The organism is Rhodococcus sp. BH5 (assembly GCF_027583855.1).
Lineage (GTDB): Bacteria > Actinomycetota > Actinomycetes > Mycobacteriales > Mycobacteriaceae > Rhodococcus_F > Rhodococcus_F qingshengii.
This window is the reverse complement of record NZ_JAJHVW010000001.1, coordinates 512,561-539,177: the sequence shown is the minus strand read 5'-3', so window position 1 is coordinate 539,177 and position 26,617 is coordinate 512,561. Positions and strand designations below refer to the sequence as shown.

Sequence of the window (26,617 nt, the reverse complement as noted above, 5' to 3'; positions counted from 1 at the left end):
ATGGAAATTTTACTGTGACGACGTTTATGTCGCGTTTCGGCTGTTTATCAGGGCGTTATTACACGTCGTAGTGGACGTGAGCTAGGCTGAAGCGTGTCACTGATCGACGAAATGTCCCCTGCACTTCCGGAGCCGACTGCAGTTCCGGAGCCGACTGCGAAGTCTGTTCGCACCTACGAGGTGCGGACGTACGGCTGTCAGATGAACGTCCACGATTCCGAGCGACTGTCCGGTCTGCTCGAGGACGCCGGGTATTCGAAGGCGGAGACCGGAACCGATCCTGATCTTGTCGTCTTCAACACGTGTGCGGTCCGCGAGAACGCGGACAACAAGTTGTACGGCAACCTCAGCCAGCTCGCCCCGAACAAGGAGGCGAACCCCGACATGCAGATCGCGGTCGGCGGGTGCCTGGCGCAGAAGGATCGTGACACCGTCGTCAAGAAGGCGCCGTTCGTCGATGTCGTCTTCGGCACTCACAACATCGGCTCGCTTCCCGCGCTGCTCGACCGTGCGCGTCACAATCAGCGCGCCGAGGTCGAAATCCTCGACGCACTCGAGGCGTTTCCGTCGACACTGCCAGCCAAGCGCGAATCTGCTTATGCAGGTTGGGTTTCCATATCGGTGGGCTGCAACAACACGTGCACGTTCTGCATCGTTCCGGCCCTGCGTGGCAAGGAAGTGGATCGACGTCCCGGCGACATCCTGGCCGAGGTGCAGGCACTCGTCGACGAGGGTGTCTCGGAAGTAACCCTGCTCGGACAGAACGTCAATGCCTACGGCGTGTCGTTCGCCGATCCGGAACAACCGCGCGATCGCGGAGCCTTCGCCTCCCTCTTGAAGGCATGTGGACACATCGACGGCCTCGAACGGGTGAGGTTCACATCGCCGCACCCGGCAGAATTCACCGACGACGTCATCGAAGCGATGGCAACCACTCCCAACGTCTGCCCGCAGCTGCACATGCCGTTGCAGTCCGGTTCGGACAAGGTTCTCAAAGCGATGAAGCGCTCGTACCGCAAGTCGAAGTACCTCGGGATCATCGAGAAGGTGCGCGCCGCAATGCCGCACGCCGCCATCACCACGGACATCATCGTCGGGTTCCCGGGGGAGACGGAGGAGGATTTCGAGGAGACGCTGGACGTCGTGCGTAAGGCGCGATTCTCCAACGCCTACACCTTCCAGTACTCCAAGCGCCCGGGCACGCCGGCGGCGGAGATGGCCGATCAGCTTCCCAAAGAGGTTGTCCAGGAACGCTACATGCGATTGCTCGCCGTTCAGGAAGAAGTGAACATCGAGGAAAATCGCAAGCTCGTCGGCACCGAGGTCGAACTCTTGGTGGCAGCGGGGGAGGGTCGGAAGAACGCGGCGACTCAACGTCTCAGTGGTCGCGCGCGAGACGGCCGCCTGGTGCATTTCCGCCCCGAGGGAAACCTCGACGGCACAATCCGACCCGGTGACGTGGTGACGGTCGTCGTCACCCACGGAGCCCCTCATCACCTCGTGGCAGATGACGGAGTGCTCACGCACCGTCGGACCCGCGCCGGTGATTCGTTCGAAAAGGGCATCACACCCAAGACCCCGCCCATCGGCGTAGGTCTCGGACTACCGAAGATCGGTGCCCCGGCCCCACAACCCGTCCAGATGGGATGCAACGCATGACCTCGCAACACGAGAACACGACACCACAGCCGGGCGACGACGCCTTCGAGGGCTACCGCAAGGATCTCGACGACGCGGAACGCAAGGTCGCGGGAGAAATCGATCCGGGTGTGCGCGCCATGGTTGTCGCGGTTGCGGTGCTCGTGCTTGTCGGCACCCTTGCACTGCCCCATGCGGGAGTTGCGAACGGCTGGGATGTGCTCGCGTACAACCAGGACGCGGAAACCGAACGGATTGCACTGTTCTCACGCTTGTTCGTGTGGTTCGTCGTCATCTTCGGCATCGGATTCTCGATGCTCGCGCTGGTCACGCGGCGTTGGAGTCTGGCCTGGGTCGCACTCGCCGGCAGTGCCGTGGCGAGCGCTCTCGGCATGATGGCCGTCTGGTCGCGTCAGACCATTCCCGCCGGTTTCAATGTGGCAGGACCGTCGATCGGGCTGATCATCGGATGGTTTGCCGTCGTGTTCTTGACGTTCCATTGGCTCAAAGTGGTCTGGACACGAACCAACATTCAGCTCGCCGCCGAGGAGCAACGCCGGATCGCTGCGGCCGAAGCCGAGAAGCATCAGGAATGGAACGTCGGCTGACACAGCAGGCCGTCCATCCAAAGCACAAGACAACGCCGGCTGACTCCTTTCGGAGTCAGCCGGCGTTTTTGTTGTCTTTACAGCTCGTCGTCCATTACTCGTTGACGGCGCTTTCGGCAGCTTCGGCCCACTCACGCCACTGCTTGGCCTGAGCGAGAGCCTTCTCGGCGTCCTTCGTCTTGCCGGCAGCCTGAGCCTTGGCGGCCTGCTCCTCGAACTGGCTCACCCGCTCCTTGAACTGCGCGACCCGGGCAAGTGCTTCCGGATCGGTGCGACGCCACTCGGCGTCGACCGCGTCGCGCACCTTGGTTTCGATGGCCCGGAGCTTCGCTTCGAGTTCCTGCATTCGGTCGCGCGGCACCTTGCCGATCGCGTCCCACTTCTCCTGCAGGTCGCGAAGCGCTGCGCGGGCGTTCTCGAGTCCGTGCGCCGGATCGATGTTCGCATTGGCAGCGAGCAGCTCCTCTTTTGCAACCGCGTTCTGCTCGAATTCGGCATCGCGCTCGGATGCAGCAGCGTTGCGCGCGGCGAAGAACACATCCTGAGCGCCCTTGAAGCGCTTCCACAGGTTGTCGTCGGCCTCGCGCGGTGCGCGGCCGGCAGCCTTCCACTCGCTGAGCAGATCGCGGAATTCCCCGGCGGTCTGTCCCCATTCAGTGGAGGTCGACAGCTTCTCGGCGCGCTCGACCAGTTCTTCCTTCGTCGAACGGGCGCTCGCACGATCCCGGTCGAGTTCGGCGAAGTGGGCTCCACGTCGTCGGTTGAAGGACTCACGAGCCTTCGAGTAACGCTTCCACAGTGCGTCGTCGACCTTGCGGTCGATTCCGCGAATCGTCTTCCACTCGTCGAGAATCTCGCGCAGTCGATCACCCGCGGTCTTCCACTGGGTCGACTCCGAGCCGATCTGCTCGGCCTCGACTGCGAGGGCCTCCTTGCGGGCGGTGCTTGCCGCGCGCGACTGTTCCTTCTCTTCCTTCGCGTGCGCTGCGGCCTCGTCGGAACCGGCAACGATCACGTCGAGTCGGCGAGCCAAAGCGTCGAGGTCACCGATCACTGCAGCGGTCGAGAGGGATTCGGACAGAGCGATGGCGGCAGCCTTGGTCTTCTTGGCGTCTCCGGCGCCCGACGTCAGTCGCGCCTCGAGTAGCGAGACCTCGGTCGCGAGGTCGTCGTAGCGACGACCGAAATGGGCGAGGCCCTCGGTGGCGTCGCCGGCCTGCCACGAACCGATCTGACGTTCACCGTCAGCGGTCTTCACCCAGGCGGTTCCGTCTTCCTCGACGCGTCCGAACTTGCTCGGGTCGCTGGCCGGTGCGGCGGTGACGGCATGCGAGGCTGCTGGTCCGGGGCGAGGTGCTCCGGGGCGGGGCGCACCGGGGCGTGGTCCACCAGGTTTGGGAGCGCCGGGTTTGGGTGCTGCCGGGCTCGGGCTGGCCGAACTGCTGTCGGCGCCGGTGGTGGGTTCACTGTTCTCGGTCATCGGTCCTCGTCTCTGCCGCGCGTCACGGCTGCCTGATCGCATTCCTGGTTCCATTGAACCCGGTACTCACGTTCTCCGACTATTGAATCAGGTAAGAGGGTGTGAGGTCGCCACCTCGGGGTCGACTAGCGTGGCAACTGTGTTGACTTCCGCTGTTCTCGTCCCCTCGGCGCCGTTACTCGTGCCGGAATTGTCCGGTGATTCGGCCGAGTCCGCTCAGGTGCGTGCTGCAGCGACAACCGCTGTGCGCCGGCTCGCTCACGAGGCGGTGCACTGGGTGGGCGTCGGCGTCGACTCCGAGAAAGCAGCAGGCGAACACTGGCGATCGGGCGTCGGACGTGGGCAGATCGGTACGTTCGCTGGATTCGGCGCCGATGTCCGGACGTCACTGGACGCGGATGCGGCAGGCGAACCGGTGCCATCTCTCGAACTGTGCGCCCTTGTTGCCGGCTGGCTGCGTGGCCGAACAGACGTGGAGATAACCGTCGACATGCACGTCGTCAGTGCAAAGGCGTCGGCGAATGAATGTCGTGAATTCGGGCAGCAGCTGCGCAAGCAACTCGACAGCGACAACCGACCGCAAGGGCTTCTGATCGTTGCTGACGGTGCGTCCACGCTGACGGCAAAGGCGCCAGGAAGCTTCGACGAGCGCGCCGCGGGTGTGCAGTCGGCCATCGACGACGCCCTGACGGCCGGTGACCCGGAGGCGCTTCTTGCTCTCGATCCCCAGCTCTGCCGGAGTGTCGGAGCCCAGGGGCGCGCGGCGTGGCAGGTCCTGGCCGGTGCCTTTACGGGCTCGTCTCGGTCAGCCCATCCTCGCGCGACGGTCGACTACAGCGATGCGCCGTTCGGCGTCGGTTACCACGTCGGGACGTGGCGGCCGTGAACGTCCCTGAAGAACTTCGCCCGATCGCAGTTGTCGGTCCGACAGCGTCGGGAAAGTCCGATCTCGCGCTGGCACTGGCCGAGGAATTCGGCGGTGAAATCATCAACATCGACGCGATGCAGCTCTATCGCGGCATGGATATCGGGACCGCCAAACTGACGCCGGCCGAGCGTCGCGGGATTCCGCATCACCTGCTCGACGTTCTCGACGTGAAGGAGACCGCCACCGTCGCGCGTTATCAAAGCGACGCGATCGCGATCGCCGAGAATCTGATCGTGGCGGGCAAGGTTCCGGTGATCGTCGGCGGATCCATGATGTACGTCCAGTCTTTGCTCGACGAATGGTCCTTTCCGGCAACCGATCCCGAGGTTCGTGCGAAGTGGGAGGCGGTGCTCGCCGAAGGAGGGGTCGGTGCGGTGCATACGGCGCTTGTTGCTGCTGATCCGGTAGCAGCGGCGTCGATACTTCCGACGGACGGTCGGCGGATGGTTCGGGCGCTCGAGGTCGTCGAGCTGACAGGTCTGCCGTTCGCGGCCTCGGCGCCGCAGATCGGTGACCCTCGATGGGGAACCCGCATTCTCGGCGTGGATCGGGATACGGAAGAACTCGACGCCCGGATTCGGTTGCGAACAGAGCTGATGTTTTCAGACGGACTTGTCGACGAAGTTGCCGTGCTCGTTGAGCAAGGATTGCGTGATGGCGTCACCGCGCCGCGAGCCATCGGCTACGCACAGGTGCTCGCACATTTCGACGGTGAATACGATCTGGCCGAAGCACTCGAACGGACGTTCATCGGGACACGGCGCTATGTTCGCCGACAACGATCATGGTTCCGTCGTGACGCACGCGTGCACTGGCTCGACGGTGCCGATCCGGAGCTGCCCAACTCCGCCTTCGCGGCGCTCGCAGATCGCGGTCTGTAACACGATCGAGCGGATCAGCTATCTTACAGTTAGCTCTTTCGCGATCCATTCGTTTCGCGATCGACGGACTGGAGGACAACGAACATGGCGCAGACCGGGACACACGCGCGACCGAGAGGCCGACGCGCGGGTCGGCTGCCGCTTCTCCTACTGCTCGTCACATTTCTCGCGGTCGGCGGGGTGCTCGTCTATTTTGCGGTGAGTGCGGCCGGGAAGCCCATCAGCGCACCTGTTCCCGAAGCACCCTTCGACGTGGGAGCTCCAACCGATCCAGGGGCGCGTTGGGCGCCTGCGCCAACGGATCTGCCGCCGAACACGCTCGCGATTCCCGATCTCGATGTGCGAGCCGACATCGTGACCAGTGGGTTCGGCGCCAACCGCGGAATGATCCTTCCGCATCCTGACAAGGTTTCGCATTTCACCAACGGTGTGCAGTTCGGATCTTCGGAGGGCACCAATCTTGTTGCCGGCCACGTCGACGACGGTGACCGCACGCACGGCGCCTTGTGGGCGCTGCACCAGATGAAGCCTGGAACACCGATCTATGTCAGTGACGACACCGGAACGATGTTCACCTATCACGCAGCGAGCCTGAAGTTGTACGAAAAGGTGGCTTTGCCTGCGGAGTTCTTCTCCGAATCCGGTGCGCCCAGGCTTGTCCTGGTGACCTGCGGGGGCGCGACGGTGCCGGATCCCTCGTTGCCGTCCGGCTTCACCTACGAACAGAACGTGGTGGTCACCGCGTCACCTGCGTAAATCGCTCGGTAGGTCCGGATAGGATGGCGACCATGGATTTCAGTAAGGGCCACGGCACGCAGAACGACTTCGTTGTTCTCCCTGACCTCGACGTTCGGATCGATCTCGAGCCGACGCGAGTTTCAGCGTTGTGTGATCGTCAGCGTGGCCTCGGCGCCGACGGCATCCTTCGTGTCGCCCGGGCAGGCGCACTTGCGGACGCGGGCGTGCTCGGTGCGCTGCCCGACGGCGTCGCTGCCGAAGACTGGTTCATGGACTACCGCAACAGCGACGGCTCCATCGCCGAGATGTGCGGAAACGGCGTTCGCGTATTCGCCCACTATCTCAAGGCCTCGGGCTTGGAGAGCAAGGACGAGTTCGTGGTCGGCAGCCGCGCCGGAGCGCGTCCGGTCGTGGTGCACGGCTACGACGCCACGCATGGTGACGTGACCGTGGCGATGGGCCCGATCAAGGACCTCGGCACCAGCTCGGCAACAATCGACGGCCGCGTCTTCGCCGGCGTCGGGATCGACGTCGGTAATCCGCATTTGGCGTGTGTCGACGAGCACGTGACGGCAGAAGTTTTGAGTGCGCTCGATTTGAGTGTTTCTCCGGGCTTCGATCCCGGGTTCTTCCCGCACGGGGTCAACATCGAGATCGTGACGCCGATCCACGACGGTGGGGTCCACATGCGCGTACACGAGCGTGGTGTGGGCGAGACTCGTTCCTGCGGAACCGGAACGGTCGCAGCGGCGGCCGCGGCGCTGAGGTACGACGGCCGCGATGAAGGCTCGGTACTGGTGCGCGTGCTCGGTGGCGAGGTGCAGGTCACCGTCGAAGGCGGCAAAGGGTCGTTGCGGGGGCCCTCGGTTCTGGTGGCGAACGGGACGATCAGCGATGCCTGGTGGCAATCGCTTGTGTGATATCGCCCGCGGGAAATACGCCTGCAGGAAATACGGATGCACCGTGGCCAGGTTTCGTGGGACCATGGATCTTGTATGACGAACACACATGAAAACGAAGAGTCCACCGCTCACGAGCAGTCCGAGTACGCGCAAGCCGAATACACGGCAGCGTCCGCATCGGGCAACCCGTCGACCGGTGAGATGCAACTCGCAGATCGCGGCGCCCTGCGCCGCGTGGCCGGTCTGTCGACCGAGCTCGAGGACGTCACCGAAGTCGAGTACCGCCAGCTTCGACTCGAAAGAGTTGTCCTGGTCGGCGTCTGGACGCAGGGAACTGCCGAGCAGGCCGAGGCGAGCATGACCGAGTTGGCCGCACTTGCCGAGACGGCCGGCTCCGAGGTCCTCGAAGGACTGGTTCAGCGTCGCGACAAACCTGACGCTGCCACCTACATCGGTTCCGGCAAGGCGCAGGAACTGCGCGAAGTTGTGCTGGCGACCGGTGCCGACACCGTCGTCTGCGACGGTGAGCTGACGCCGGCGCAGCTCACGGCGCTGGAGAAGATCGTCAAGGTCAAGGTCATCGACCGGACAGCTCTGATTCTCGACATCTTTGCTCAGCACGCCACTTCGCGTGAGGGTAAGGCGCAGGTCGCTTTTGCTCAGATGGAGTACATGCTCCCGCGTCTGCGTGGTTGGGGCGAGTCGATGTCGCGCCAGGCCGGTGGCCGTGCCGGCAGTAACGGCGGTGTGGGTCTGCGTGGTCCCGGTGAAACGAAAATCGAGACGGACCGCCGTCGTATTCGTGAGCGCATGGCAAAACTACGCCGCGAGATCAAGGGCATGAAGGCCGCTCGCGACACCAAGCGCACACGTCGACTGCAGAGCGACATCCCGTCGATCGCCATCGTCGGATACACCAACGCGGGCAAATCGAGTCTGCTCAATTCGCTCACCGGATCGGGTGTGCTCGTGGAGAACGCGTTGTTCGCCACCTTGGACCCGACCACTCGCCGCGCAGCACTCGACGACGGCCGCGAGTACGTACTCACCGACACGGTCGGCTTCGTGCGACACCTGCCGACTCAGTTGGTCGAGGCATTCCGCTCGACTCTCGAGGAAGTAACCGACGCGGATCTGCTGCTGCACGTCGTCGACGGTTCGGATCCGTTGCCGACAGAACAGATCAAGGCTGTGCGGGAAGTCGTCACCGATGTTCTGCGCGAGACGGATTCGAAGGCTCCGCCGGAGTTGATCGTGGTCAACAAGATCGACGCGGCAGATCCGGTTACGTTGACGCAACTGCGTGGTCTGTTGCCTGGTGCCGTGTTCGTCTCGGCGCGTACGGGTGAGGGAATCGCCGAACTACGAGCACATCTCAGCGAGGTGCTGGTTCGGCCGGAGGTCGAGGTCGACGTGCTGGTGCCGTACACGCGCGGTGACTTGATGGCTCGAATCCACTCGGACGGAACAATTTTGGAATCGACTCACGAAGAGGCCGGCACGCGGGTGCACGCACGCGTGCCACAGATGTTGGCCTCGGCATTGGTCGAGTACGCACCTAGTGCGTAGTTTCGGGGCCGTGGTCGCGGTGATTGCTGCGACTACGGCAACCGCACTGCTTCCCGGAGCGCTCGCACAGGCGTCGTCGTTCGAACCGAGCGAGTTCGCCCCACTCTGTACGCCTACCGATCCTGCGCTCCAGGAGTTGTCGGGGATGGTCGTCGTCGACGATCGGATCTACGCGATGGGCGACGGCGGCAGTGACGACTTCGTATTCGAAATGGACCTGAACTGTGTTGTCCAGAAACAGATTCCGGTCCCGATAGATCCTTACGACGTCGAAGATCTTGCGGTGAGTGGGCGAACGCTCGTTCTGTCGGACACCGGTGACAACCTCCGGACCCGCGAAACAGTGGCGTTCATCACGATGGACCTCGATTCCGGTGACGGTACGTTGCACCGCCTCACGTACCCGGACGGTGCGCACGACACCGAGTCGATACTGCTAGACCCCGACGGCCACGTTTTTGTCGTGACCAAGGAATTGTTCGGCGAAAGCAGTGTCTACACACCGATCGGGGATCAGAAACTGAGTGACTTGGCGCAGCCCGGCCCGACGCCGCTCGAGCGCGTCGGAGCCGTGTCCCTCGGACCGGAGAAGCCCGTGTCGGTGATGTTCACCGGGGGAGCGGTGTCGTCGGACGGTTCGGCGATCGCACTTCGGAGTTACTCCGACCTGTACCTGTACGAAGTCGTGGACGGCGGAATCGGCGCGACGCTCACCGGTACCGAACCGCTGCGGATCCCGCTCCCGAAGGAGCCTCAGGGTGAGGCGGTGGCATTCAACGATGCGGGCGATGTTCTGATCGGTTCTGAATCTGCCGGCGGAGCGTTGCCGCCGGTGTACGTGATGCGAGCGCTCGTGGACGCGACAGAAGCGACGGCTGACTCGTCTGACGGTTCGGTCGGTGTCGGGGTCGATCCGTGGACATTCGTGTGGGCCGGGTTGGTCGCGGCAGGATGTGCGATCGGGGGCGCGGCGTTCGTGAGATTTCGACGACGCCGCTGATTCCCAAATAATTCCACGAATTCGCAGACCGCCGGTAGATGTGGATACTGGAACGAATGCACGGGCATCAACTCCTGACGCGGCTCTCGCGTATGTCACTCGAGCACGGACACATCACCGCAGTGCTGCTCGTGGGTTCCGTCATCGTCGGCGTCGGCACGTTGCTTCTGCTTCGGTGGTTGCCGCGTCGGGCCGCGTTGGTTGCGCTAGTTCTGTCAGTGCTCGGATCAGCCACCGGTGCGACGTTCGTGTGGCTCAGCTTTCGGCCGCTGCCCGCGCAGCTACCGGCGTCGAATTTTGTCTGGATAGCGCTGGCGATGTTCGGAGTCATCGGCGCCGCACTCGTTCTCCTTCGGCGCCCAGGGCTTGCGCGTGGCCTTTCGGTGACGGCATTCGCCGGGCTGGCCGCGATCGTCGCAGTAGGTCAGGTCAACGCGCAGACCGGCACCTATCCCACACTCGGCTCACTGGTCGGGCACTGGCCGGTGGGCTCGGTCGAGAACGTTGCCTTCGATTCGCTCCCCGGGGCCGAACCTTGGGTACAACGGGGACTGCCCACCGAAACTCATTGGCAGGTTCCGGTGCGGATGCCGAGCAACGGTGTCGTGACGGAAGCGGCGATTCCAGGAAACGTTTCGGGATTCGACGCGAGGCCTGCGACGCTGTATCTCCCGCCGGCCTATCTTGCCGATCCGCGTGCCGAGTTGCCCGTACTGGTGTTGGTGGCGGGTGAGCCCGGCAGCCCCAGCGACTGGCTGGACAGTGGCCGGCTCGCGACCACCGTCGACGCCTATGCGTCGAGGCATTCCGGGCTTGCTCCCGTGGTGGTGGTGCCCGACGCGTTGGGGGACTACGACGCCAACCCCGGCTGCATGGATTCGGCGCTCGGCAACGTCGCGACGTATCTGGACCAGGACGTCCCGAACTGGATCGAATCGAACCTTCAAGTGAATCCGGACGCTGCGCAATGGGCTATCGGTGGGTTTTCGTACGGCGGGACATGCGCGATCGAAATGGCCGTGAACTTCCCGGACCGATACCCGTCGTTCCTGGACTTCTCCGGCCAGGACGAACCGTCGACCGGTGACCACGAGGACACTGTGGCTGCGATGTTCGACGGCGACGAAGACGCTTTCGACGCGGTCAACGCCCGAGACCTGATGGCGCAGAATCGGTATCCGCAGTTGTCTGGTGTATTTGTCGCGGGTGAGGACGACGACATCTACCGCCCTCAGCAGGAGATCATGTTCGAGGCTGCACGCGCCGCCGACATGAACGTGGACTACTACACCCTTCCCGGCGGGCACTCGGGTGATGTGTGGGGCACTGCTCTGGAACTCGAAATGGACTGGCTGGGCCGGACACTCGCACTGACTCCGTGAGAGTGTCCGGCCCGCTACACAGCACCGACTGACATCAGGTCAGGCGTCGAGATCAGCGGCTACCAGCTCGGCGACCTTGGCGAGTGCGTCGGCGTCGTCGGACTCGATGGTTACTTCGGTGTCCTTGGCGGCTCCGAGCGTCATGATCATCAGTGCCGAACCTGCATCCACGGGTTCGCCGTCGGCGACTGCGAGGGTGACCGTGGCGCCGGAGGCTCCGACTGCTTCGGCGATGAGAGCGGCGGGGCGGGCGTGGAGGCCGACTGCGGAACCGACGGCAACTGTCTTGCTGGGCATGGGATCTCCTCGTTGTAGAACTGTCGTTGCGGACGTTATGGGGTGTTCGGGCAGATCTGGTGACTCGGGTGGTGACTGCAGTGTTGCCTGCTGTCGATCATGCCGCAGCGGGCACGATTTCGGGGTCGAGTTCGGCATCGGACGGCCCCTTGCGGAAGAACTCCTTGGCTCCGACGACGGCGAGCGCAGCTACCACGGTTCCCGCGGCGAGCGAGACCAGGAACCAGCCGATTCCGCCGACTGCGAAGAAGACGAAGATGCCGCCGTGCGGGGCGCTGAGAGTGACGTCGAAAGCCATGATCAGCGCGCCGGTGACCGCGCCGCCCGCCATCATCGAGGGGATCACGCGAAGCGGGTCGGCAGCGGCGAACGGAATCGCGCCCTCGGAGATGAATGCCGAACCCAGCAACCAGGCAGCCTTTCCGTTCTCCCGTTCGGCTTCGCTGAAGAGCTTGGGACGCAGCACCGTCGAGGCAAGTGCCATGGCAAGCGGCGGAACCATACCGGCAGCCATGACAGCCGCCATGATGCGCAAAGTGGCCGGGTCGTTGACGTTGAGTCCGGCGACGGCGAAGGCGTAAGCCGCCTTGTTGACCGGTCCACCGAGGTCGAAGCACATCATCAGGCCGAGAATGATGCCGAGGAAGATGGCCGAGCTGCCGGACAGTCCGTTGAGCCAGTCGGTGAGACCGGAGGTGATCGCGGCGAGCGGACGCCCGAGGACGATGAACATCAGTGCTCCGACGACCAGCGTCGCGAACAGCGGGATGATTACCACCGGCATCAGGCCTCGCAGCCACTGCGGGACGGCGATCCGGCCGATGTAGAGCGCGACGACACCGGCGATGAGACCACCGACCAAGCCGCCGATGAAACCGGCACCGACGAACACGGCGACCGCGCCGGCTGTGAAGCCGGGAGCGATGCCAGGCCGGTCGGCGATGGCGAAGGCGATGTAGCCGGCCAACGCGGGCACCAGGAAGCTGAATGCCAACGAACCGATCTGGAACAGCACTGCGCCGAGATAGGTGGCCAGACCACCGTCGGGAAGGTTGGTGATCGAGTTGTTGAGAACGATGTCCTTGGCCGGACCGGAGATCTCGTATCCGCCGAGCAGGAAGCCGAGTGCGATCAGCAGACCGCCGGCCGCGACGAACGGGATCATGTAGCTGACACCGGTCAGGAGGACCTGACGGAGGTGGGTGCCGAACCCTACGGAACCGGCATCGGAATCCGCGGCCGCTGCGGCGGTGCCGTCAACGGTGGCGGCGGCGGGATTCTCGGAGGCGCGCAACGCTTCTGCGAGCATCTTGTCCGGCTCGTTGATTGCCCGCTTGACACCGGAAGCGACGACGGGCTTACCGGCGAATCGTTCGCGGCCCTTCACTCCGACGTCGGTGGCGAAGATGACCGCGGCGGCTCCGGCGATCACCGAAGGGTCAAGGGGGGTGCTTCCGCTCGAACCTTGCGTTTCGACGTGAACCTTGATGCCGGCGCGTTCACCCGCGGCGACGAGTGAGTCCGCCGCCATGTAGGTGTGAGCGATTCCGGTCGGGCAGGCGGTGACCGCGACGATGTGACGCTCCGCGGGCGCTGGTGCCGGGGTCTCCCCGGTAGCGTGTTTCCCGGTGGAAACAGGTGCCGGGGGTGTCGCTGCCGCAGCCTTTGCTGCAGGATCCTTCGGTGCGGGATTGAGTACCTCGTCGACCAGTCTCACGATCTCGTCCGGCGTCGACGCTTCACGAAGTGACGTGACGAACGCGGGCCTGACGAGTGCTCGGGCCAAGGAGGAGAGCAGCTTCATGTGCTCGGCCCCGGCGCCTTCGGGTGCCGCGATCAGGAAGACCAGATCGGCGGGGCCGTCGGGTGCACCGAAGTCGACCTTCGGATCGAGTCGAGCAAACCCCAGGGACGCGGACGAGACAGCCTCGGCGCGGCAGTGGGGAATTGCGATTCCGCCGGGCAGTCCGGTCGCGGACTGCGCTTCGCGAGCGAGTGCGGCATCGACCAGTCCCGCGGCGTCGCTCGCCCGTCCTGCTGCAGTCAATCGCGCTGCGAGAGAACGAATGACATCTTCCTTGGTCGAACCCAGGTCGGTGTCGAGTGAGATCAGTTCGGGACTGATGATCTCCGGGCCGGAACTGCCGGCTGCGGTGGTATCGGACATGTCAGGTTCCTTAGGGCGTCAGGCGAGTTCGGTGGGGACGGGGATGGGAGAGGCGGCATCTGCTGCAGATACCGAAACCGCTGCCAGATCGATCTGTTCGGGTGTGGGAAGGGTTGTGCCGGGAAGGGAGGCAGCGGCGCTTCCGTAGGCGACCGCGTGACGTAGCCGCTCGGATTCCGAGCCGCCGCCCGCTTCGGCGAGGATGTAGCCGGCCAGCGACGAATCGCCTGCGCCGACGGTACTGACTGCGACAATCGGGGGAGCGGTGGCGATCCACGCGCCGTCGGCCGTGACGAGGACGGCACCGGCTGCGCCGAGCGTGGCGAGCACGCTGCCGACGCCGCGATCGACCAATCGCTGCGCCGCCGTGATCGCAGGCCCGGGATCACCGTTCTCGGCAGCACGTTCGAGGACGTGGCCGTCGACGCCGGTCAGTTGCGCGAGTTCCTCGCCGTTGGGTTTGAGCAGGTCGGGTGCCGAGCCGGGGAAGCCTTCGGCGAGTGCTGTCAGTGGGGCGTCCGAGGTGTCGACCGCCACCTTGCACGGGTGATCGCGCAGCGCCGCGACAAGTTCGCCGTACCACCCCAGCGGAACGCCGGGAGGCAGTGAGCCGGACAGCGCGAACCACAGTGCGGTATCGGCGCGGGCGATCAACTCCTGTGCCAGGGCGTCGAGCGTCGAACCGGACAGCGTTGCGCCGGGTTCGTTGATCTTCGTCGTGGTCCCGTCCGGTTCCGCGATGGTGATGTTGGTGCGAGCCGGACCCGTTGTGGCGACGCCGATGTGGGGAATCCCACCGGCTGCGAGCGCCGAGAGCAAGGGATCGCCACCATTTCCCGGTAGCACCGCGAGCACGTCGAGGTCGGCTGCGGCGAGAACACGCGCCACGTTGACCCCCTTGCCGCCGGGGTCGCTGCGAGTGGAGTGGGCGCGTAGGACGGAGCCTCGTTCGAGCCGTTGCTCGAGTTGTACGGTCCGATCGATACTCGGGTTGGCTGTCAGTGTGACGATCATGCGATCACCACCTCGATTCCGTGGTCGTGGAACTCGGATGTGTCTGTGGGACTGATCTCTTCGTCGGTGATGAGGACGTCGATGCTGTCGAGTGGTGCGAAGCTGATCAAGTGCTCGCGGCCGACTTTGCTGGAATCGGCCACCACGACAACGTGATTGGCGGCCTTGACCATCGCTCGTTTGACGGCGGCCTCTTCGCTGTCCGGGGTGGAGAGTCCGTGCCCGACGCTGATCGCGTTGGTTCCGACGAAGGCGACGTCGACCCGCAACGTGCTCAGCAGGCGCAGAGCGTCCTCGCCGACCGCGGCTTGCGTCACCCCGCGTACTCGTCCGCCGAGCAGGATCAGGGAAATCGAGTTCATCGATGCCAGTCGTGCGCCGATCGGCACGGAATTGGTCACGGCCGTGAAGTCGTTCTCGGTCGGTAGTTCGGGGATCATGCGGCCCGTAGTCGTGCCCGCGTCGAAGATGACGCTGCCGCCGGTAGGAGGGAGATAGGTGACCGCGCAGCGGGCGATCCGGTCCTTCTGTTGCGCGCGGGTCTGATCGCGTTCCGCCATGCCCGGTTCGGTCACATGGAGGGATCCGGTCGGAACGGCGCCGCCGTGTACACGCCTGATCTGTCCGATCCGCTCGAGGAAGGCCAGATCGCGACGCACGGTCTCGGTGGTCACACCGAAGGTCTCCGACAGCGCCGCCACGGACATGCGTCCGCGCTGCGACACCATGGTGCCGATCGCTTGTTGGCGTTCTTCCGCGTACACGTGCTCTCCGATTCCGAAATGTGATCCGACGGTGCGTTGTGGATCACAGTGAATGTTGCTTTATGTTGTTTTACGCCCGAGTGTGTTGACATGTCAAGACTTGGGAGTAATCTTCGTCACAACGAAGGTGAGGGCTTTACACGCTCGAGGTGATCCGGTGTGACACCGGGCCCATCGCTCAAGGAGGACAGATGACCGAACAGCTCAACCGAATCACCGTGCACGGCACCCCCGTCGTGCCCGGAATTGCCTACGGCCCGGCTATCTGGCCGTCCAGCCGACCAGAACTCGTCACCGATGCGCCCGCACTCGACGAGGCCGATCGAGAGGCCGCTGCAGACGCCTTCGTCGCAGCAGCGAAGGCTGTCGAGAACCGCCTTCTCGGACGGGCTGCCGAAGCCACAGGCGCGGCCGCCGAGGTCTTGCAGGCCAACGCGGCGATGGCAGCCGATCGCGGCTGGATCGGGGCGGCAAAGAAGTCGATCGCCGGCGGAGTGCCCCCAGTGCAGGCTGCGATCGCGGCGACGGAGCAGTTCGTGGTGCTGTTCACCAAGGTCGGCGGTGTGATGGCCGAGCGCGTCACCGATCTCGAGGACATCCGCGACCGCGTGATCGCCGAACTCTCCGGATTGCCCGAACCCGGAGTTCCGATGCCCGAGACGCCGTCGGTGCTGTGCGCGGACGATCTGGCTCCTGCGGACACCGCGGGCCTCGATGCAACCAAGATCATCGGACTCGTGACCATCTTCGGCGGCCCGACCAGCCACACGGCAATCATCGCGAGGCAGTTGGGCATCCCGTGCATCGTGGCTGCGAAGGAATTGGAATCCATCGCGGCCGGAACACCGATTCTGATCGACGGAACCACCGGCGACGTGATCGCGGAGCCGGATCCCGAACAGGCGCGCGAACTGGTCGAACAATCCCGGATCGATCGCGAACGCGTCAGCACGTGGACCGGACCAGGCCGGACGTCGGACGGTCGGCCGGTAGACGTTCTCGCCAATGTTCAAGACGGCGCGGGCGCTCGCGCCGCGGCGTTGACCGCAGCGGGAGGCATCGGGCTCTTCCGGACCGAACTCTGCTTCCTCGGCCGTGAGACCGAACCGACCGTAGACGAGCAGGCGGCGATCTACGCCGAAGTTCTCGAGGCCTTCGCAGGCAAGAAGGTCATCATTCGCACGTTGGACGCGGGTTCGGACAAGCCGCTCAAATTCGCCAACCACCAAGAGGAAGCTAATCCGGCCCTCGGCGTTCGTGGGGTCCGAATCGCCTGGCAGGACATGGGGATTCTCGACCGCCAGCTCGACGCGATCGCCGCAGCAGCGGCGTCGACGAACTCGTCGCCGTGGGTCATGGCGCCGATGATCGCCACCCCGGCCGAGGCGAAACGCTTTGCCGATGCGGTGCGGGCACGCGATCTCGTTCCCGGAGTCATGGTGGAGATCCCGGCGGCGGCGCTGCTGGCCGACCAGATTCTCGAACACGTCGAATTCCTCTCGATCGGTACCAACGACCTCGCTCAGTACACGATGGCCGCTGATCGGATGTCCTCCGAACTCGCCGACCTGACCGATCCATGGCAGCCCGCGGTGCTCGCCCTTGTCGCACGTACGGCCCAGGCCGGTCAGGCGGCAGGCAAGCGTGTCGGCGTCTGCGGTGAGGCGGCCGCCGATCCACTGTTGGCCTGCGTACTTGCCGGTCTCGGCGTTTCCTCGCTGTCGTGCGCTGCGGCATCGGTAGCGGGTGTGGGAGCGAAGGTCGGGTCCGTCACCATGGCGCAATGTGAGGCGGCTGCGGCGGCCGTGCTGGCAACCGGTGATCCCGTGGCAGCGCGCAAAGCGGCGGCTGACGCAATCAGCTGAAGTGGTTTCGTCGGTCTCGGTCGGAGACCGAGCGCCTGACCTCTAGTATTTCGACCTGTGATCGAACGAGAAACAATGACCGGGACCGGCGGAATCGGCTGGACTGTCCACGGAGACGGCAAGCGGATCGCCGACGGCGCCGTCGTGGCGCCGGACGAACGACTGAGTTGGCCGCGCACCATCGGGATCGGGATGCAGCACGTCATCGCGATGTTCGGAGCGACACTGCTCGTTCCGACCATTACCGGCTTTCCCGTCACGACGACGCTGTTGTTCTCGGGTATCGGCACCGCGCTGTTCCTGCTCATCACCCGGGGCCGGATCCCCAGCTATCTCGGTTCGTCCTTCGCGATCATCGCGCCGCTGACAGCGTCAGCAGGGTCAGGCCCGGCCGCGCAGCTCGGTGCCGTCATGGCCGTCGGCATCGTGTTGATGTTGATCGGCGTCGCCGTACGTCTGATCGGCAGCCGGGTCATCGACGCCGTCATGCCGCCGGTAGTGACAGGCGCCGTCGTCGCGCTGATCGGTCTCAACCTCGCTCCGACGGCGGTCGGCTCCTTCGAATCGCAGCCGCTGATCGCCACGGTGACGCTCGTTTCGATCCTGCTGGTCACGGTCGTCGGTCCCGGGCTGCTCGGCCGGTTGGGCATTCTGGTCGGCGTAGTGATCGGCTGGGTCTTCGCCGCGGTCATCGGTGGTCTCGACAGTGAACGAGTGTCCGCTCTGCGCGAAGCCGACTGGTTCGGGCTGCCGAGTCTGCACGGACCGTCGTTCGACTGGTCGGTGATCGTGCTCGCGCTGCCCGTGGTGATCGTTCTGGTCGCCGAGAACGTCGGACATGTCAAGGCGGTGTCCGCCATGACGGGTAAGTCCCTCGATGATCTGGCCGGCAATGCGCTGTTTGCAGACGGTCTCGCCACGACCTTGGCGGGCGCCGGCGGCGGATCCGGAACCACCACGTATGCCGAGAACATCGGGGTCATGGCAGCGACGCGTGTGTACTCGACCGCGGCGTACTGGGTAGCGGCCGCCACCGCCGTGATCCTGGCATTTTCGCCCAAATTCGGTGCACTGGTCTTCACGGTTCCGAACGGCGTCATCGGCGGTGCGACGATGGTTCTCTACGGACTCATCGGCATTCTCGGTGTGCGCATCTGGATGGAAGCGAAGGTGGACTTCACCGATCCGGTCAACCTGACCGTCGCCGCTGCCGCACTGGTTGCCGGCATCGGGAACCTGACGCTGACCATTGGTTCGGTCGAGCTGGGCGGCATCGCTTGGGGGTCGATCGGCATCCTGGTCGCCTACCCGATCATGCGATACCTCGCCAAATTCCGTACTTCGAGTAACAGATAACCGCTACAGTCACGAATCGTGATCGTTCGGGTCATCGACGGGTATCGCAACAGGTTCTACCGTCGGAGGCAGTGACGTGGGCCCGCGAACTTCGGCGTGCCCAGTCTCAGCGAAAACATCCCGACCGGGTACATCGTCCCCACCGGGTACATCACTGAAGTGCCGTATATCGAATTGCAAGGAGTCGGCGTGGAGCGCACCCTGTCCGAACCGGAACATGAACTCTTCCGGGAGTCGTACCAGAAGTTCTTGGCACAGCACGTGGCACCGAACCACGAGAAGTGGGAAGAGCAGAACATCGTCGATCGTGACGTCTGGGTCGAGGCCGGAAAGCAGGGATTCCTGGGAACCGCGGTACCTGAGGAATTCGGCGGCGGCGGTGTCAAGGATTTCCGCTACAACGCGATCATCACCGAGGAAACCACCAAGGGTGGCTTCAGTGGTATCGGCTTCACGCTGCACAACGACGTGGTGGCGCCGTACCTCCTGGAGTTGACCAACGAGGAGCAGAAGCAGCGTTGGCTACCCGGATTCGCGTCGGGTGAGCTGATCTCGGCGATCGCGATGACCGAACCGGGTACCGGTAGCGACCTGCAGGGCATCAAGACGAAAGCAGTTCGCGACGGGGACCACTGGGTACTCAACGGTTCGAAGACCTTCATCACCAACGGAATCAACGCCGACATCATCATCGTTGTCGCGTGCACCGACCCGGACAAGGGTGCTCAGGGCTTCAGCCTCCTCGTGGTCGAGCGGGACATGCCCGGCTTCGAGCGAGGACGCAATCTCGACAAGATCGGCATGAAGGCTCAGGACACCGCCGAACTCAGCTTCACCGACGTACGCGTTCCCGCTGCCAACCTGCTGGGCGAAGAGGGAATGGGCTTCTTCTACTTGATGAAGAACCTTCCCCAGGAACGACTCTCGATCGCCGTCGTTGCTGCCGCCGCAATGGAATCGGTTCTCGAGAGCACGATCCAGTACTGCCGTGACCGCAAGGCATTCGGCAAGTCGATCGGCAGCTTCCAGAACACCCGATTCGTACTGGCCGAATTGGCAACGGAGACCACGGCAGTGCGCATCCTGGTGGACAAGTTCATCGAGCAGCTCAATGCCGAGAAGCTGACCGTGCAGGAAGCTGCGATGGCGAAGTGGTGGACCACCGAAGCTCAGGTCAAGCTCATCGACCGCTGCCTCCAGCTGCACGGAGGCTACGGCTACATGAAGGAATACCCGGTTGCCAAGGCGTACATGGACTCTCGTGTGCAGACCATCTACGGGGGCACAACCGAGATCATGAAGGAGATCATCGGACGTTCGCTGAATCTCTGATTCGGGTGATGGACCGCTGATCGTCACGAAAAGACTCTGGGCCCCGGCTGATGCCGGGGCCCAGAGTTTTGTGATCGAGGGTGCGAGCGAACTCAGATCTTCCGCATGACCGTGACAACCTTGCCCAAGATGACGGCGTTGTTGCCGGGAATCGGCTCGAAGAGGTCGTTGTGCGGCATCAGCCACACCTCCTTCTTCGTACGCTTGAACGTCTTCACGGTGGCTTCGCCGTCGATCATTGCGGCCACGATGTCACCGTTCTCGGCGACGTTCTGCTGACGGACGACAACCCAGTCGCCATCGCAGATCGCTGCATCGATCATCGACTCACCGACAACCTTGAGCATGAAGAGCGAACCTTGGCCGACGAGCTCGCGGGGGAGTGGAAACACATCCTCCACAGCTTCCTCGGCGAGGATCGGTCCGCCGGCAGCGATGCGGCCCAGGATGGGGACGAACGCCGGCTCTGGCAGCGGGTCGGCACTGTTGTACTCGCCGGAATGCTTCGACACCGACGCGATGGCGGTATCGGCCGCAACCTCGTCGAGACCCCGAACATCGACTGCACGAGGGCGATTGGGATCGCGTCGAAGGAAGCCCTTGCGCTCCAACGTTCGCAGTTGATGCGCGACCGACGACGTGGAGGTAAGCCCCACCGCATCCCCGATTTCGCGAATGCTCGGCGGATACCCGCGCTCCGTCACCGAATCGCGGATCACTTCGAGAACGCGCCGCTGACGCTCGGTGAGCGTCTCGCTCGACGGAGACGGAACTGCAGAAGCTCCTGCCTCCGCGGCTGTGCTGGAGCGATCGTCCTTCATGGCCTGTTGCCTCCGTGTCTGAAGAAGTCGTGTCTGAAGAAGTCGTGTCTGAAAACTGCCTGCAAAAGTGCCTGGTGCAAGTCGCGCAGAAACCTGTCGGTGCCTCCTGCCAACATTCGAGCTGTCGACAAACACGGAGGCTTTCGCAATTCCCGCTGTGTGGTCTGACACGAATCTAGCCGGATTTGCTCGCGGTTTCAAACATCTGTTCGATTCGTGTCGCTCCAAGTAGAGACATTGTCGGCCAGGCGTGGTAGAAATTCGAACATGCGTTCCATCGAACGCATGATCGAACACATCGATCGGTGTCGACCAGCGGAGGTCACGATGCGTAACGCAGCACTGAAAAGCAACAGGGTTTTCGACGACGCGATTGGTTTCGACGCGTTTGGTTTCGACGGTACGTCGGCACTGAAGTACCACCCCTCGTTCTATGGGCCCGATGCAGACGCTGTGTCCTTCGAACGGCGCGGAGCGGCCGAAATGCATGGCGTGGCCAGGGATGTCGACAACGAACCGCAGGCGGCCGTCGTTCGCCGGGTTCCGGCGGTGGGCGCGGTTTCAGGTTCGCGTTCATTGCGCGAATCTCCTCGCCGGTGGGACAGCGAGCACGATTCGTCACGCCCGTACGGAGGAAGTTTCGCGCACCGAAACAGGGTCGGTGTGTCACGGGTCGAACATGAAGTGGCCGCCGAGGATGTCAGTTGGAAGACGGTTTTCCTGGGCGCCGTATTCACCGCATTCGCAGTGTTGGCGTTGGTGGGGATCGGCGCTTTGTCGAGTGGTGACGTAGCTGCGACAAACGGCGCGACCGAAGTGGTTCGCGTTGCCGCGGGTGAATCCCTCAGTGATATTGCTGCCAAGGTTGCACCTGGCCAGGCTGTCGGTTCGGTGATCGAGCAGATCATGGATCTCAATGCGATGTCGAGTTCCGGACTGTCAGTGGGACAAACGCTGATCGTGCCGGCCTCGGGGCGCTGACCTACCCCGTACCAGGCGGGGGCGTACCGAGCGTGAGAGCAGTCCGTTCACAGCGAGTAAGCTGTCCACTTGACAGTCCCACCACCTCGGGTGGTCGCGTTGAGTACGTGGATCTGCTCTGTAAATCGTCGGAGGATTTGCAGTCGGTAGCGAATCTGAGTTGCGGCCATTTCGGCGACAACGAAGGAACCCCGATGCATTGCCCGTTCTGCCGGCACCCTGATTCCCGAGTGGTCGATTCGCGCGAGGCCGACGAGGGCCAGGCGATCAGGCGGCGCCGTTCGTGCCCCGAGTGTGGCCGCCGATTCACCACGGTCGAGACGGCAGTTCTCTCGGTCGTGAAGCGCAGCGGCGTCACGGAGCCTTTCAGCCGAGAAAAGGTTGTCAAAGGTGTGCGTCGCGCATGCCAGGGCCGCCAAGTGGACAACGATTCGCTGAATTTGCTCGCCCAACAGGTCGAAGATGCCGTTCGAGCTTCGGGTTCTGCCGAAATTCCCAGTAACGAGGTAGGGCTCGCGATCCTCGATCCGCTTCGAAATCTCGACGAAGTCGCCTACCTGCGATTCGCATCGGTGTACAAGTCCTTCAGCTCGGCTGCGGATTTCGAACGTGAGATCACCGACATGCGCGAGCATGCAGAGACCCGTGCCGCCGAGAAGGCTCCCGGCGCCGAGACCGTTTCCGTCGACTGAGGCCTTCGCCTCAGATAACGCTGAGAGCACAGAGCGGTCTTAGGTAACGCTGAGAACACAAAGCGAACAATCGAACAAATCGGGCACGTTATTCGCTTAGTGTCTACCAGGTACGTTCGTCCGCATCTCGGATCTTCACGGAGGCGTTATGAACTTAGTTGCAGTTCTCGGAGTCGTGAACAGCCTGGTAACCCTCGGGTTCGCCAACACTGTTGCCACCTTTGGCGGTTTCCTCACCAACGTCAACATTCAGACAATCTACTGATCGCGCAATTCTCGCCGAACATCAACGCTTGATCGCTTCGATAGCTTTCAGGACTCGCTTTTCGGAAATCGGTGTGGGTGTACCGAGGGACTGCGCAAACAGGCTCACGCGCAGTTCCTCGATCATCCAACTGATCGCGTCGACATCTCGAGCAGTGCGACGCTCTTCGGGAAGCGAACTCAACAACCGGTCGTACGCTGCGTACACCCGGTCGAGGACATCCATAGCCTGCTGATCTCGTTGTGCACTTGCGGGCAGAGCTTCGAGACGGAATTTTGCTGCGGCAAGATACCGCGGTAAATCGCGTAGGCGGGCCGATCCCAGTTCGGCGACAAATCCCGGAAACAGCAGTGAGGTCAACTGTTCTCGGACGTCGTCGGCTGCCTCGCCGCGCGAGCGGTCCAGCACGACGCTCAGTTGGTGTGCTTGTTCGAGGATCGGAACAATCATGCGCAGGATCGCGGAAACGCGTCCGGCCAGTTCGGAGCGTGCGATCTTCACCAGGGCATCGAACGCTTCAGGCGTGCGTACCGGTCCACCGTGGGCCGCAATCACTTCGTTGGCAGCTGCCACCCGGCAATCTTCGACGAGGGCCTCCAAGCCGCCGTCCGGATTCTGGCCGAGAGCCAGACGCTGCGTGTTCGACAAGCCGGCGGTCACTGCCTTGAGTTGGGTGGGAACGGCCGCGAGGAGAAGCGCCCGCGTACCTTCCCTCATCGCCTGCGCCTGCGCGGCCGGCGTACTCAGGACACGAACGGCAACTCCGCCGTTCTCCGGCACCAGAGCTGGGTAGCCGGTCACCTGCTGTCCGCCGATGGAGCGAGTGATGGTCTGTTCCAATGCGCCCAGGGTTTCGGATGTCCAGACGGTTGCCGCTGCCCGTTCGGTTCCGGTTGCCGCCTTGGCCACTTCCTTCTGCACGCGCGGGGCGAGTGTGCGTCGTAGCTGCGCCAGATCCTTGCCCTTCGCGAGAACCTTGCCCGATTCGTCCTCGACGACAAACGTCATCCGAAGATGGTCGGGCAGCGCGGCGGGATCGAAGTCCTTGGCGTCGATCTGGATCCCGCCCAAGTGCGAGAGTTCGCGGGCCATTGCGGTCATCAACGGCTCGGATCGAGGTTTGACTGCTGCCAACGCTGCGGCGGCGTAGTCGGGTGCGGGCACGACAGCGCGTCGGATGTTCTTGGGCAACGTCTTGATCAGAGCAGTAACCAAATCGACGCGCATACCGGGGACCAACCAGTCGAAGCCGACCGGCTGAAGTTGCGCGAGCAGGCCGACCGGGATGTGCGCGCTGACGCCGTCGTCGTCCTTTCCCGGCTCGAATTGGTAAGTGAGTGGAAACTGCATGTCGCCTTGGCGCCAGGCGTCCGGGTACTCGCCGCCCAGTACTGCAGCTGCGTCGGAGTTGACCACCGTTTCCGGTGTGAAAGTCAGCAGACTCGGATTCTTGCGCCGCTCGGTCTTCCACCACTGGTCGAAATGCTTGGCGGATACGGCTTCCTGGCCGATACGTTCGTCGTAGAACTCGTAGAGAGTTTCGTCGTCGACGAGGATGTCGCGTCGGCGCGCGCGGTTCTCGAGTTCTTCGACGTTGTCGAGGAGTGCACGGTTTTCGTGGAAGAACTTGTGGTTCGTCTGCCATTCGCCCTGCACGAGCGCATGGCGGATGAAGAGATCGCGAGAGGCCTCGGGATCGATTCGTGAGTACGTCACTGCGCGGCCGGTTACCAGAGGAACTCCGTAGAGAGTGACCCGCTCGTATGCCATCGCCGAGCCGCGCTTGGAGGACCAGTGCGGTTCGGAATAGGTCCGTTTCACCAGGTGCGGGGCGAGCTTTTCAGCCCACTCGGGTTCGATACGCGCGGACATGCGCGCCCACAGCCTCGACGTTTCCACGAGTTCGGCGGCCATGACCCAGCGTGGTGGCTTCTTGAACAGTCCCGATCCGGGGAAGATCGCGAAGTGGCTGCCCCTGGCGCCGAGGTAGTCCCGCTTCTCGCCCTCGCGTAGCCCGATATGCGAGAGCAACCCGGCAAGGAGCGACTGATGGATCGCGTTCTCGCTTGCCGGTGTCTCTCCCACTGTCCAGCCGAGACCGCGGGTGATCTGCCGGAGTTGCCCGTGCAGATCCTGCCATTCGCGGATGCGGAGCCAGTGCAGGAACTCGTTCCGGCACATCTTGCGAAACTGGTTGGAGGACAGATCGTTACGTTGTTCGCGTAAGTAGTCCCACAGTTTCAGGTAGGCCAGGAAGTCGGAGTTCTCGACGTTGAAGCGGGCGTGCTTTTCGTCGGCGGCTTGCTGGAACTCGGCGGGCCGCTCGCGAACGTCCTGGATGGACAACGCCGCGACGATGACAAGGGTTTCGTGAAGGCAACCGTTGTTCTTGGCTTCCACCAGCATCCGTGCCATCCGCGGATCCACCGGAATCTGGGCCAGCTCGCGGCCGACCGGCGTCAGTTCGGGGTGGCTGGCCTCGGAACCTCGCGCGATGGCGCCGAGTTCCTCGAGGAGTCCGATTCCGTCCTTCACGGCGCGCTGGTCCGGCGGTTCGACGAAGGGGAATGCCGCGATGTCGCCCAGGCCAAGGGCCGTCATCTGCAAGATCACGGATGCGAGGTTGGTTCGCAGGATCTCCGGTTCGGTGAATGCCGGCCGTGACTCGAAGTCCTCCTCGGAATACAGGCGGATGCAGATTCCTTCGGCGACGCGGCCGCAACGCCCGGAACGCTGACGAGCTGACGCCTGCGAAATGGGCTCGATCGGCAACCGCTGAACCTTGGTGCGCACCGAATATCGCGAAATGCGCGCGGTTCCCGGATCGACGACGTACCGAATGCCGGGAACGGTCAGCGAGGTCTCGGCCACGTTGGTGGCAAGGACGACGCGTCGGCCGGTGTGCGGCGAGAACACTTTGTGTTGCTCGGCGGCAGACAGCCGCGCGTACAGCGGGACGATTTCGGTGTTGCGAAGACGCCGATCGCGTAGAGCATCTGCGGTGTCGCGAATTTCGCGTTCGCCGGAGAGGAAGACCAAGATGTCGCCTTCGCCCTCCGCGCTCAACTCGTCGACCGCCTCGCAGACCGCGTCGACGGGATCGCGGTCGAAGGTGATGTCGCCGGATTCGACGGTCAGTGGCCGGTAACGCATTTCGACAGGGAATGTTCGCCCGGAAACCTCGACGATCGGCGCGGGCTTACCGTCGACAGCGAAGTGCTTGGCGAAGCGCTCGGGATCGATGGTCGCCGACGTGATGATGACCTTGAGATCGGGTCGGCGGGGGAGCAGCTGAGCCAGGTAACCGAGGATGAAGTCGATGTTGAGGCTGCGTTCGTGCGCTTCGTCGATGATCAGCGTGTCGTAGCGTCGGAGCATACGGTCGCGCTGAATTTCGGCGAGGAGAATGCCGTCGGTCATGAGCTTGACGTAGGTGCGGTCCGAGACCTGGTCGGTGAACCGCACGGTGTATCCGACGGCGTCGCCGAGTTCGGTGTCGAGTTCTTCGGCGATACGTTCGGCAACGGTGCGTGCTGCCAACCGGCGCGGCTGTGTGTGTCCGATCAGACCGCGGACGCCACGTCCGAGTTCGAGACAGATCTTCGGGATCTGGGTTGTCTTACCCGAGCCGGTCTCGCCGGCGACGATGACAACCTGATTCTCCGAGATCGCGGTCGCGATGTCGTCCTTGCGCTGACTGACGGGCAGAGCTTCCGGATACGAGACTGCGGGAACATTGGCGGATCGTGCCGCCAACCGTGTGCGCGCCGTTTCGATTTCCTCGGCCAGCGCCACCAAAGCGTCTGGTGTGCGGGCACGGTCGAGTTTGCGACGGAGTCGACTCTCGTCGCGGAGTGAGACCTGCGCCAGCGCGCTCTTCAGGTCACTCCGCTTGGGGGAGAGCGGGGCCGGTGGTGTTGTAGACATGCTGATGACA

Annotated in this window: 21 protein-coding genes; 14 read left to right on the top strand and 7 right to left on the bottom strand. The window is 63.6% G+C overall.

The genetic code is table 11. From position 1 onward, the window contains the following. The first annotated feature begins 111 nt into the window (after positions 1 to 111). Together miaB and RhoBH5_RS02370 are read left to right on the top strand one after the other, a co-directional pair. Positions 112 to 1,659, top strand: a complete 1,548-nt coding sequence (gene miaB, locus RhoBH5_RS02375) for a tRNA (N6-isopentenyl adenosine(37)-C2)-methylthiotransferase MiaB (RefSeq protein ID WP_047271495.1) — start codon at positions 112 to 114, stop codon at positions 1,657 to 1,659. Next, entirely contained in the window at positions 1,656 to 2,246 is a 591-nt protein-coding gene (locus RhoBH5_RS02370) for an Rv2732c family membrane protein (protein WP_003942155.1), read from the top strand. Before miaB ends, RhoBH5_RS02370 begins: the two co-directional genes overlap by 4 nt. Before the next feature lie 94 nt (positions 2,247 to 2,340). Here the strand turns inward: RhoBH5_RS02370 and RhoBH5_RS02365 are convergent, their stop codons facing one another. Continuing rightward, a complete protein-coding gene (locus RhoBH5_RS02365) occupies positions 2,341 to 3,726 on the bottom strand; it encodes a DUF349 domain-containing protein (protein ID WP_003942193.1) in 1,386 nt (461 codons plus the stop codon). A gap of 139 nt (positions 3,727 to 3,865) precedes the next feature. Between RhoBH5_RS02365 and RhoBH5_RS02360 the strand changes: the two genes are divergently transcribed. The 7 genes from RhoBH5_RS02360 to RhoBH5_RS02330 all read left to right on the top strand — a co-directional run bounded on the left by RhoBH5_RS02360 (position 3,866) and on the right by RhoBH5_RS02330 (position 11,126). Then, on the top strand, positions 3,866 to 4,612 hold the full coding sequence (locus RhoBH5_RS02360) for a class III extradiol dioxygenase subunit B-like domain-containing protein (protein ID WP_270007911.1): 747 nt from the start codon (positions 3,866 to 3,868) through the stop codon (positions 4,610 to 4,612). Next, positions 4,600 to 5,535 (top strand): tRNA (adenosine(37)-N6)-dimethylallyltransferase MiaA, encoded by a 936-nt coding sequence (miaA, locus tag RhoBH5_RS02355; protein ID WP_166502224.1) that lies wholly within the window; start codon positions 4,600 to 4,602, stop codon positions 5,533 to 5,535. Before RhoBH5_RS02360 ends, miaA begins: the two co-directional genes overlap by 13 nt. An 84-nt stretch (positions 5,536 to 5,619) precedes the next feature. After that, a complete protein-coding gene (locus RhoBH5_RS02350) occupies positions 5,620 to 6,291 on the top strand; it encodes a class F sortase (protein WP_161120982.1) in 672 nt (223 codons plus the stop codon). 32 nt (positions 6,292 to 6,323) lie between these two features. Further along, positions 6,324 to 7,193 (top strand): diaminopimelate epimerase, encoded by an 870-nt coding sequence (dapF, locus tag RhoBH5_RS02345; protein ID WP_270007910.1) that lies wholly within the window; start codon positions 6,324 to 6,326, stop codon positions 7,191 to 7,193. A 75-nt stretch (positions 7,194 to 7,268) separates the two neighbouring features. Next, entirely contained in the window at positions 7,269 to 8,744 is a 1,476-nt protein-coding gene (gene hflX, locus RhoBH5_RS02340; protein ID WP_003942213.1) for a GTPase HflX, read from the top strand. Between the two features lie 10 nt (positions 8,745 to 8,754). Beyond that, complete coding sequence (locus tag RhoBH5_RS02335) at positions 8,755 to 9,744, top strand: hypothetical protein (RefSeq protein ID WP_238592719.1); 990 nt, start codon at positions 8,755 to 8,757, stop codon at positions 9,742 to 9,744. A gap of 56 nt (positions 9,745 to 9,800) precedes the next feature. Beyond that, positions 9,801 to 11,126 carry an alpha/beta hydrolase gene (locus RhoBH5_RS02330; RefSeq protein WP_228232994.1) on the top strand — a complete coding sequence of 442 codons (1,326 nt, stop codon included), beginning with the start codon at positions 9,801 to 9,803 and terminating at the stop codon, positions 11,124 to 11,126. A gap of 39 nt (positions 11,127 to 11,165) precedes the next feature. On the opposite strand, the gene RhoBH5_RS02325 is transcribed toward RhoBH5_RS02330, so the two are convergent. The 4 genes from RhoBH5_RS02325 to RhoBH5_RS02310 form a co-directional block, all read right to left on the bottom strand. Next, positions 11,166 to 11,423: an HPr family phosphocarrier protein gene (locus RhoBH5_RS02325; RefSeq protein ID WP_003942144.1), complete on the bottom strand. Its 258-nt coding sequence runs from the start codon at positions 11,421 to 11,423 to the stop codon at positions 11,166 to 11,168. Between the two features lie 97 nt (positions 11,424 to 11,520). After that, on the bottom strand, positions 11,521 to 13,590 hold the full coding sequence (locus RhoBH5_RS02320) for a PTS fructose transporter subunit IIABC (protein ID WP_269609455.1): 2,070 nt from the start codon (positions 13,588 to 13,590) through the stop codon (positions 11,521 to 11,523). Positions 13,591 to 13,608: 18 nt separating this feature from the next. Then, positions 13,609 to 14,604 carry a 1-phosphofructokinase family hexose kinase gene (locus RhoBH5_RS02315; protein ID WP_007735190.1) on the bottom strand — a complete coding sequence of 332 codons (996 nt, stop codon included), beginning with the start codon at positions 14,602 to 14,604 and terminating at the stop codon, positions 13,609 to 13,611. After that, a complete protein-coding gene (locus tag RhoBH5_RS02310; protein ID WP_003942134.1) occupies positions 14,601 to 15,368 on the bottom strand; it encodes a DeoR/GlpR family DNA-binding transcription regulator in 768 nt (255 codons plus the stop codon). Before RhoBH5_RS02310 ends, RhoBH5_RS02315 begins: the two co-directional genes overlap by 4 nt. A 191-nt stretch (positions 15,369 to 15,559) precedes the next feature. On the opposite strand from RhoBH5_RS02310, the gene RhoBH5_RS02305 reads away from it, so the two are divergent. The 3 genes from RhoBH5_RS02305 to RhoBH5_RS02295 all read left to right on the top strand — a co-directional run bounded on the left by RhoBH5_RS02305 (position 15,560) and on the right by RhoBH5_RS02295 (position 19,921). Then, the gene (locus tag RhoBH5_RS02305; RefSeq protein WP_050655800.1) at positions 15,560 to 17,233 is read left to right on the top strand and encodes a putative PEP-binding protein; all 1,674 of its coding nucleotides are present in this window, start codon (positions 15,560 to 15,562) and stop codon (positions 17,231 to 17,233) included. A gap of 75 nt (positions 17,234 to 17,308) precedes the next feature. Next, positions 17,309 to 18,589 carry a uracil-xanthine permease family protein gene (locus tag RhoBH5_RS02300; RefSeq protein WP_270007909.1) on the top strand — a complete coding sequence of 427 codons (1,281 nt, stop codon included), beginning with the start codon at positions 17,309 to 17,311 and terminating at the stop codon, positions 18,587 to 18,589. Between the two features lie 189 nt (positions 18,590 to 18,778). After that, entirely contained in the window at positions 18,779 to 19,921 is a 1,143-nt protein-coding gene (locus tag RhoBH5_RS02295) for an acyl-CoA dehydrogenase family protein (protein ID WP_270008058.1), read from the top strand. A 92-nt stretch (positions 19,922 to 20,013) separates the two neighbouring features. Here RhoBH5_RS02295 and lexA read toward each other — a convergent pair whose 3' ends face one another. After that, positions 20,014 to 20,742: a transcriptional repressor LexA gene (gene lexA, locus RhoBH5_RS02290; RefSeq protein WP_007735195.1), complete on the bottom strand. Its 729-nt coding sequence runs from the start codon at positions 20,740 to 20,742 to the stop codon at positions 20,014 to 20,016. Positions 20,743 to 21,009: 267 nt separating this feature from the next. On the opposite strand from lexA, the gene RhoBH5_RS02285 reads away from it, so the two are divergent. Continuing rightward, a complete protein-coding gene (locus tag RhoBH5_RS02285) occupies positions 21,010 to 21,723 on the top strand; it encodes a LysM peptidoglycan-binding domain-containing protein (protein WP_270007908.1) in 714 nt (237 codons plus the stop codon). 194 nt (positions 21,724 to 21,917) lie between these two features. Beyond that, the gene (nrdR, locus tag RhoBH5_RS02280; RefSeq protein WP_030535543.1) at positions 21,918 to 22,415 is read left to right on the top strand and encodes a transcriptional regulator NrdR; all 498 of its coding nucleotides are present in this window, start codon (positions 21,918 to 21,920) and stop codon (positions 22,413 to 22,415) included. Between the two features lie 286 nt (positions 22,416 to 22,701). Here nrdR and hrpA read toward each other — a convergent pair whose 3' ends face one another. Then, on the bottom strand, positions 22,702 to 26,607 hold the full coding sequence (hrpA, locus tag RhoBH5_RS02275) for an ATP-dependent RNA helicase HrpA (protein ID WP_050655801.1): 3,906 nt from the start codon (positions 26,605 to 26,607) through the stop codon (positions 22,702 to 22,704). Between the last annotated feature and the right edge of the window lie 10 nt (positions 26,608 to 26,617).

Bases quoted from the DNA above. Each gene is read 5' to 3' on its own strand.
- RhoBH5_RS02370 (WP_003942155.1), top strand. From the start codon at position 1,656: ATGACCTCGCAACACGAGAACACGACACCACAGCCGGGCGACGACGCC.
- dapF (WP_270007910.1), top strand. From the start codon at position 6,324: ATGGATTTCAGTAAGGGCCACGGCACGCAGAACGACTTCGTTGTTCTC.
- RhoBH5_RS02325 (WP_003942144.1), bottom strand. From the start codon at position 11,423: ATGCCCAGCAAGACAGTTGCCGTCGGTTCCGCAGTCGGCCTCCACGCC.
- lexA (WP_007735195.1), bottom strand. From the start codon at position 20,742: ATGAAGGACGATCGCTCCAGCACAGCCGCGGAGGCAGGAGCTTCTGCA.
- RhoBH5_RS02285 (WP_270007908.1), top strand. From the start codon at position 21,010: ATGCGTTCCATCGAACGCATGATCGAACACATCGATCGGTGTCGACCA.
- hflX (WP_003942213.1), top strand. From the start codon at position 7,269: ATGACGAACACACATGAAAACGAAGAGTCCACCGCTCACGAGCAGTCC.
- nrdR (WP_030535543.1), top strand. From the start codon at position 21,918: ATGCATTGCCCGTTCTGCCGGCACCCTGATTCCCGAGTGGTCGATTCG.
- miaB (WP_047271495.1), top strand. From the start codon at position 112: ATGTCCCCTGCACTTCCGGAGCCGACTGCAGTTCCGGAGCCGACTGCG.
- hrpA (WP_050655801.1), bottom strand. From the start codon at position 26,607: ATGTCTACAACACCACCGGCCCCGCTCTCCCCCAAGCGGAGTGACCTG.
- RhoBH5_RS02305 (WP_050655800.1), top strand. From the start codon at position 15,560: ATGACCGAACAGCTCAACCGAATCACCGTGCACGGCACCCCCGTCGTG.
- RhoBH5_RS02350 (WP_161120982.1), top strand. From the start codon at position 5,620: ATGGCGCAGACCGGGACACACGCGCGACCGAGAGGCCGACGCGCGGGT.
- RhoBH5_RS02315 (WP_007735190.1), bottom strand. From the start codon at position 14,604: ATGATCGTCACACTGACAGCCAACCCGAGTATCGATCGGACCGTACAA.
- RhoBH5_RS02320 (WP_269609455.1), bottom strand. From the start codon at position 13,590: ATGTCCGATACCACCGCAGCCGGCAGTTCCGGCCCGGAGATCATCAGT.
- RhoBH5_RS02300 (WP_270007909.1), top strand. From the start codon at position 17,309: ATGACCGGGACCGGCGGAATCGGCTGGACTGTCCACGGAGACGGCAAG.
- RhoBH5_RS02330 (WP_228232994.1), top strand. From the start codon at position 9,801: ATGCACGGGCATCAACTCCTGACGCGGCTCTCGCGTATGTCACTCGAG.
- RhoBH5_RS02365 (WP_003942193.1), bottom strand. From the start codon at position 3,726: ATGACCGAGAACAGTGAACCCACCACCGGCGCCGACAGCAGTTCGGCC.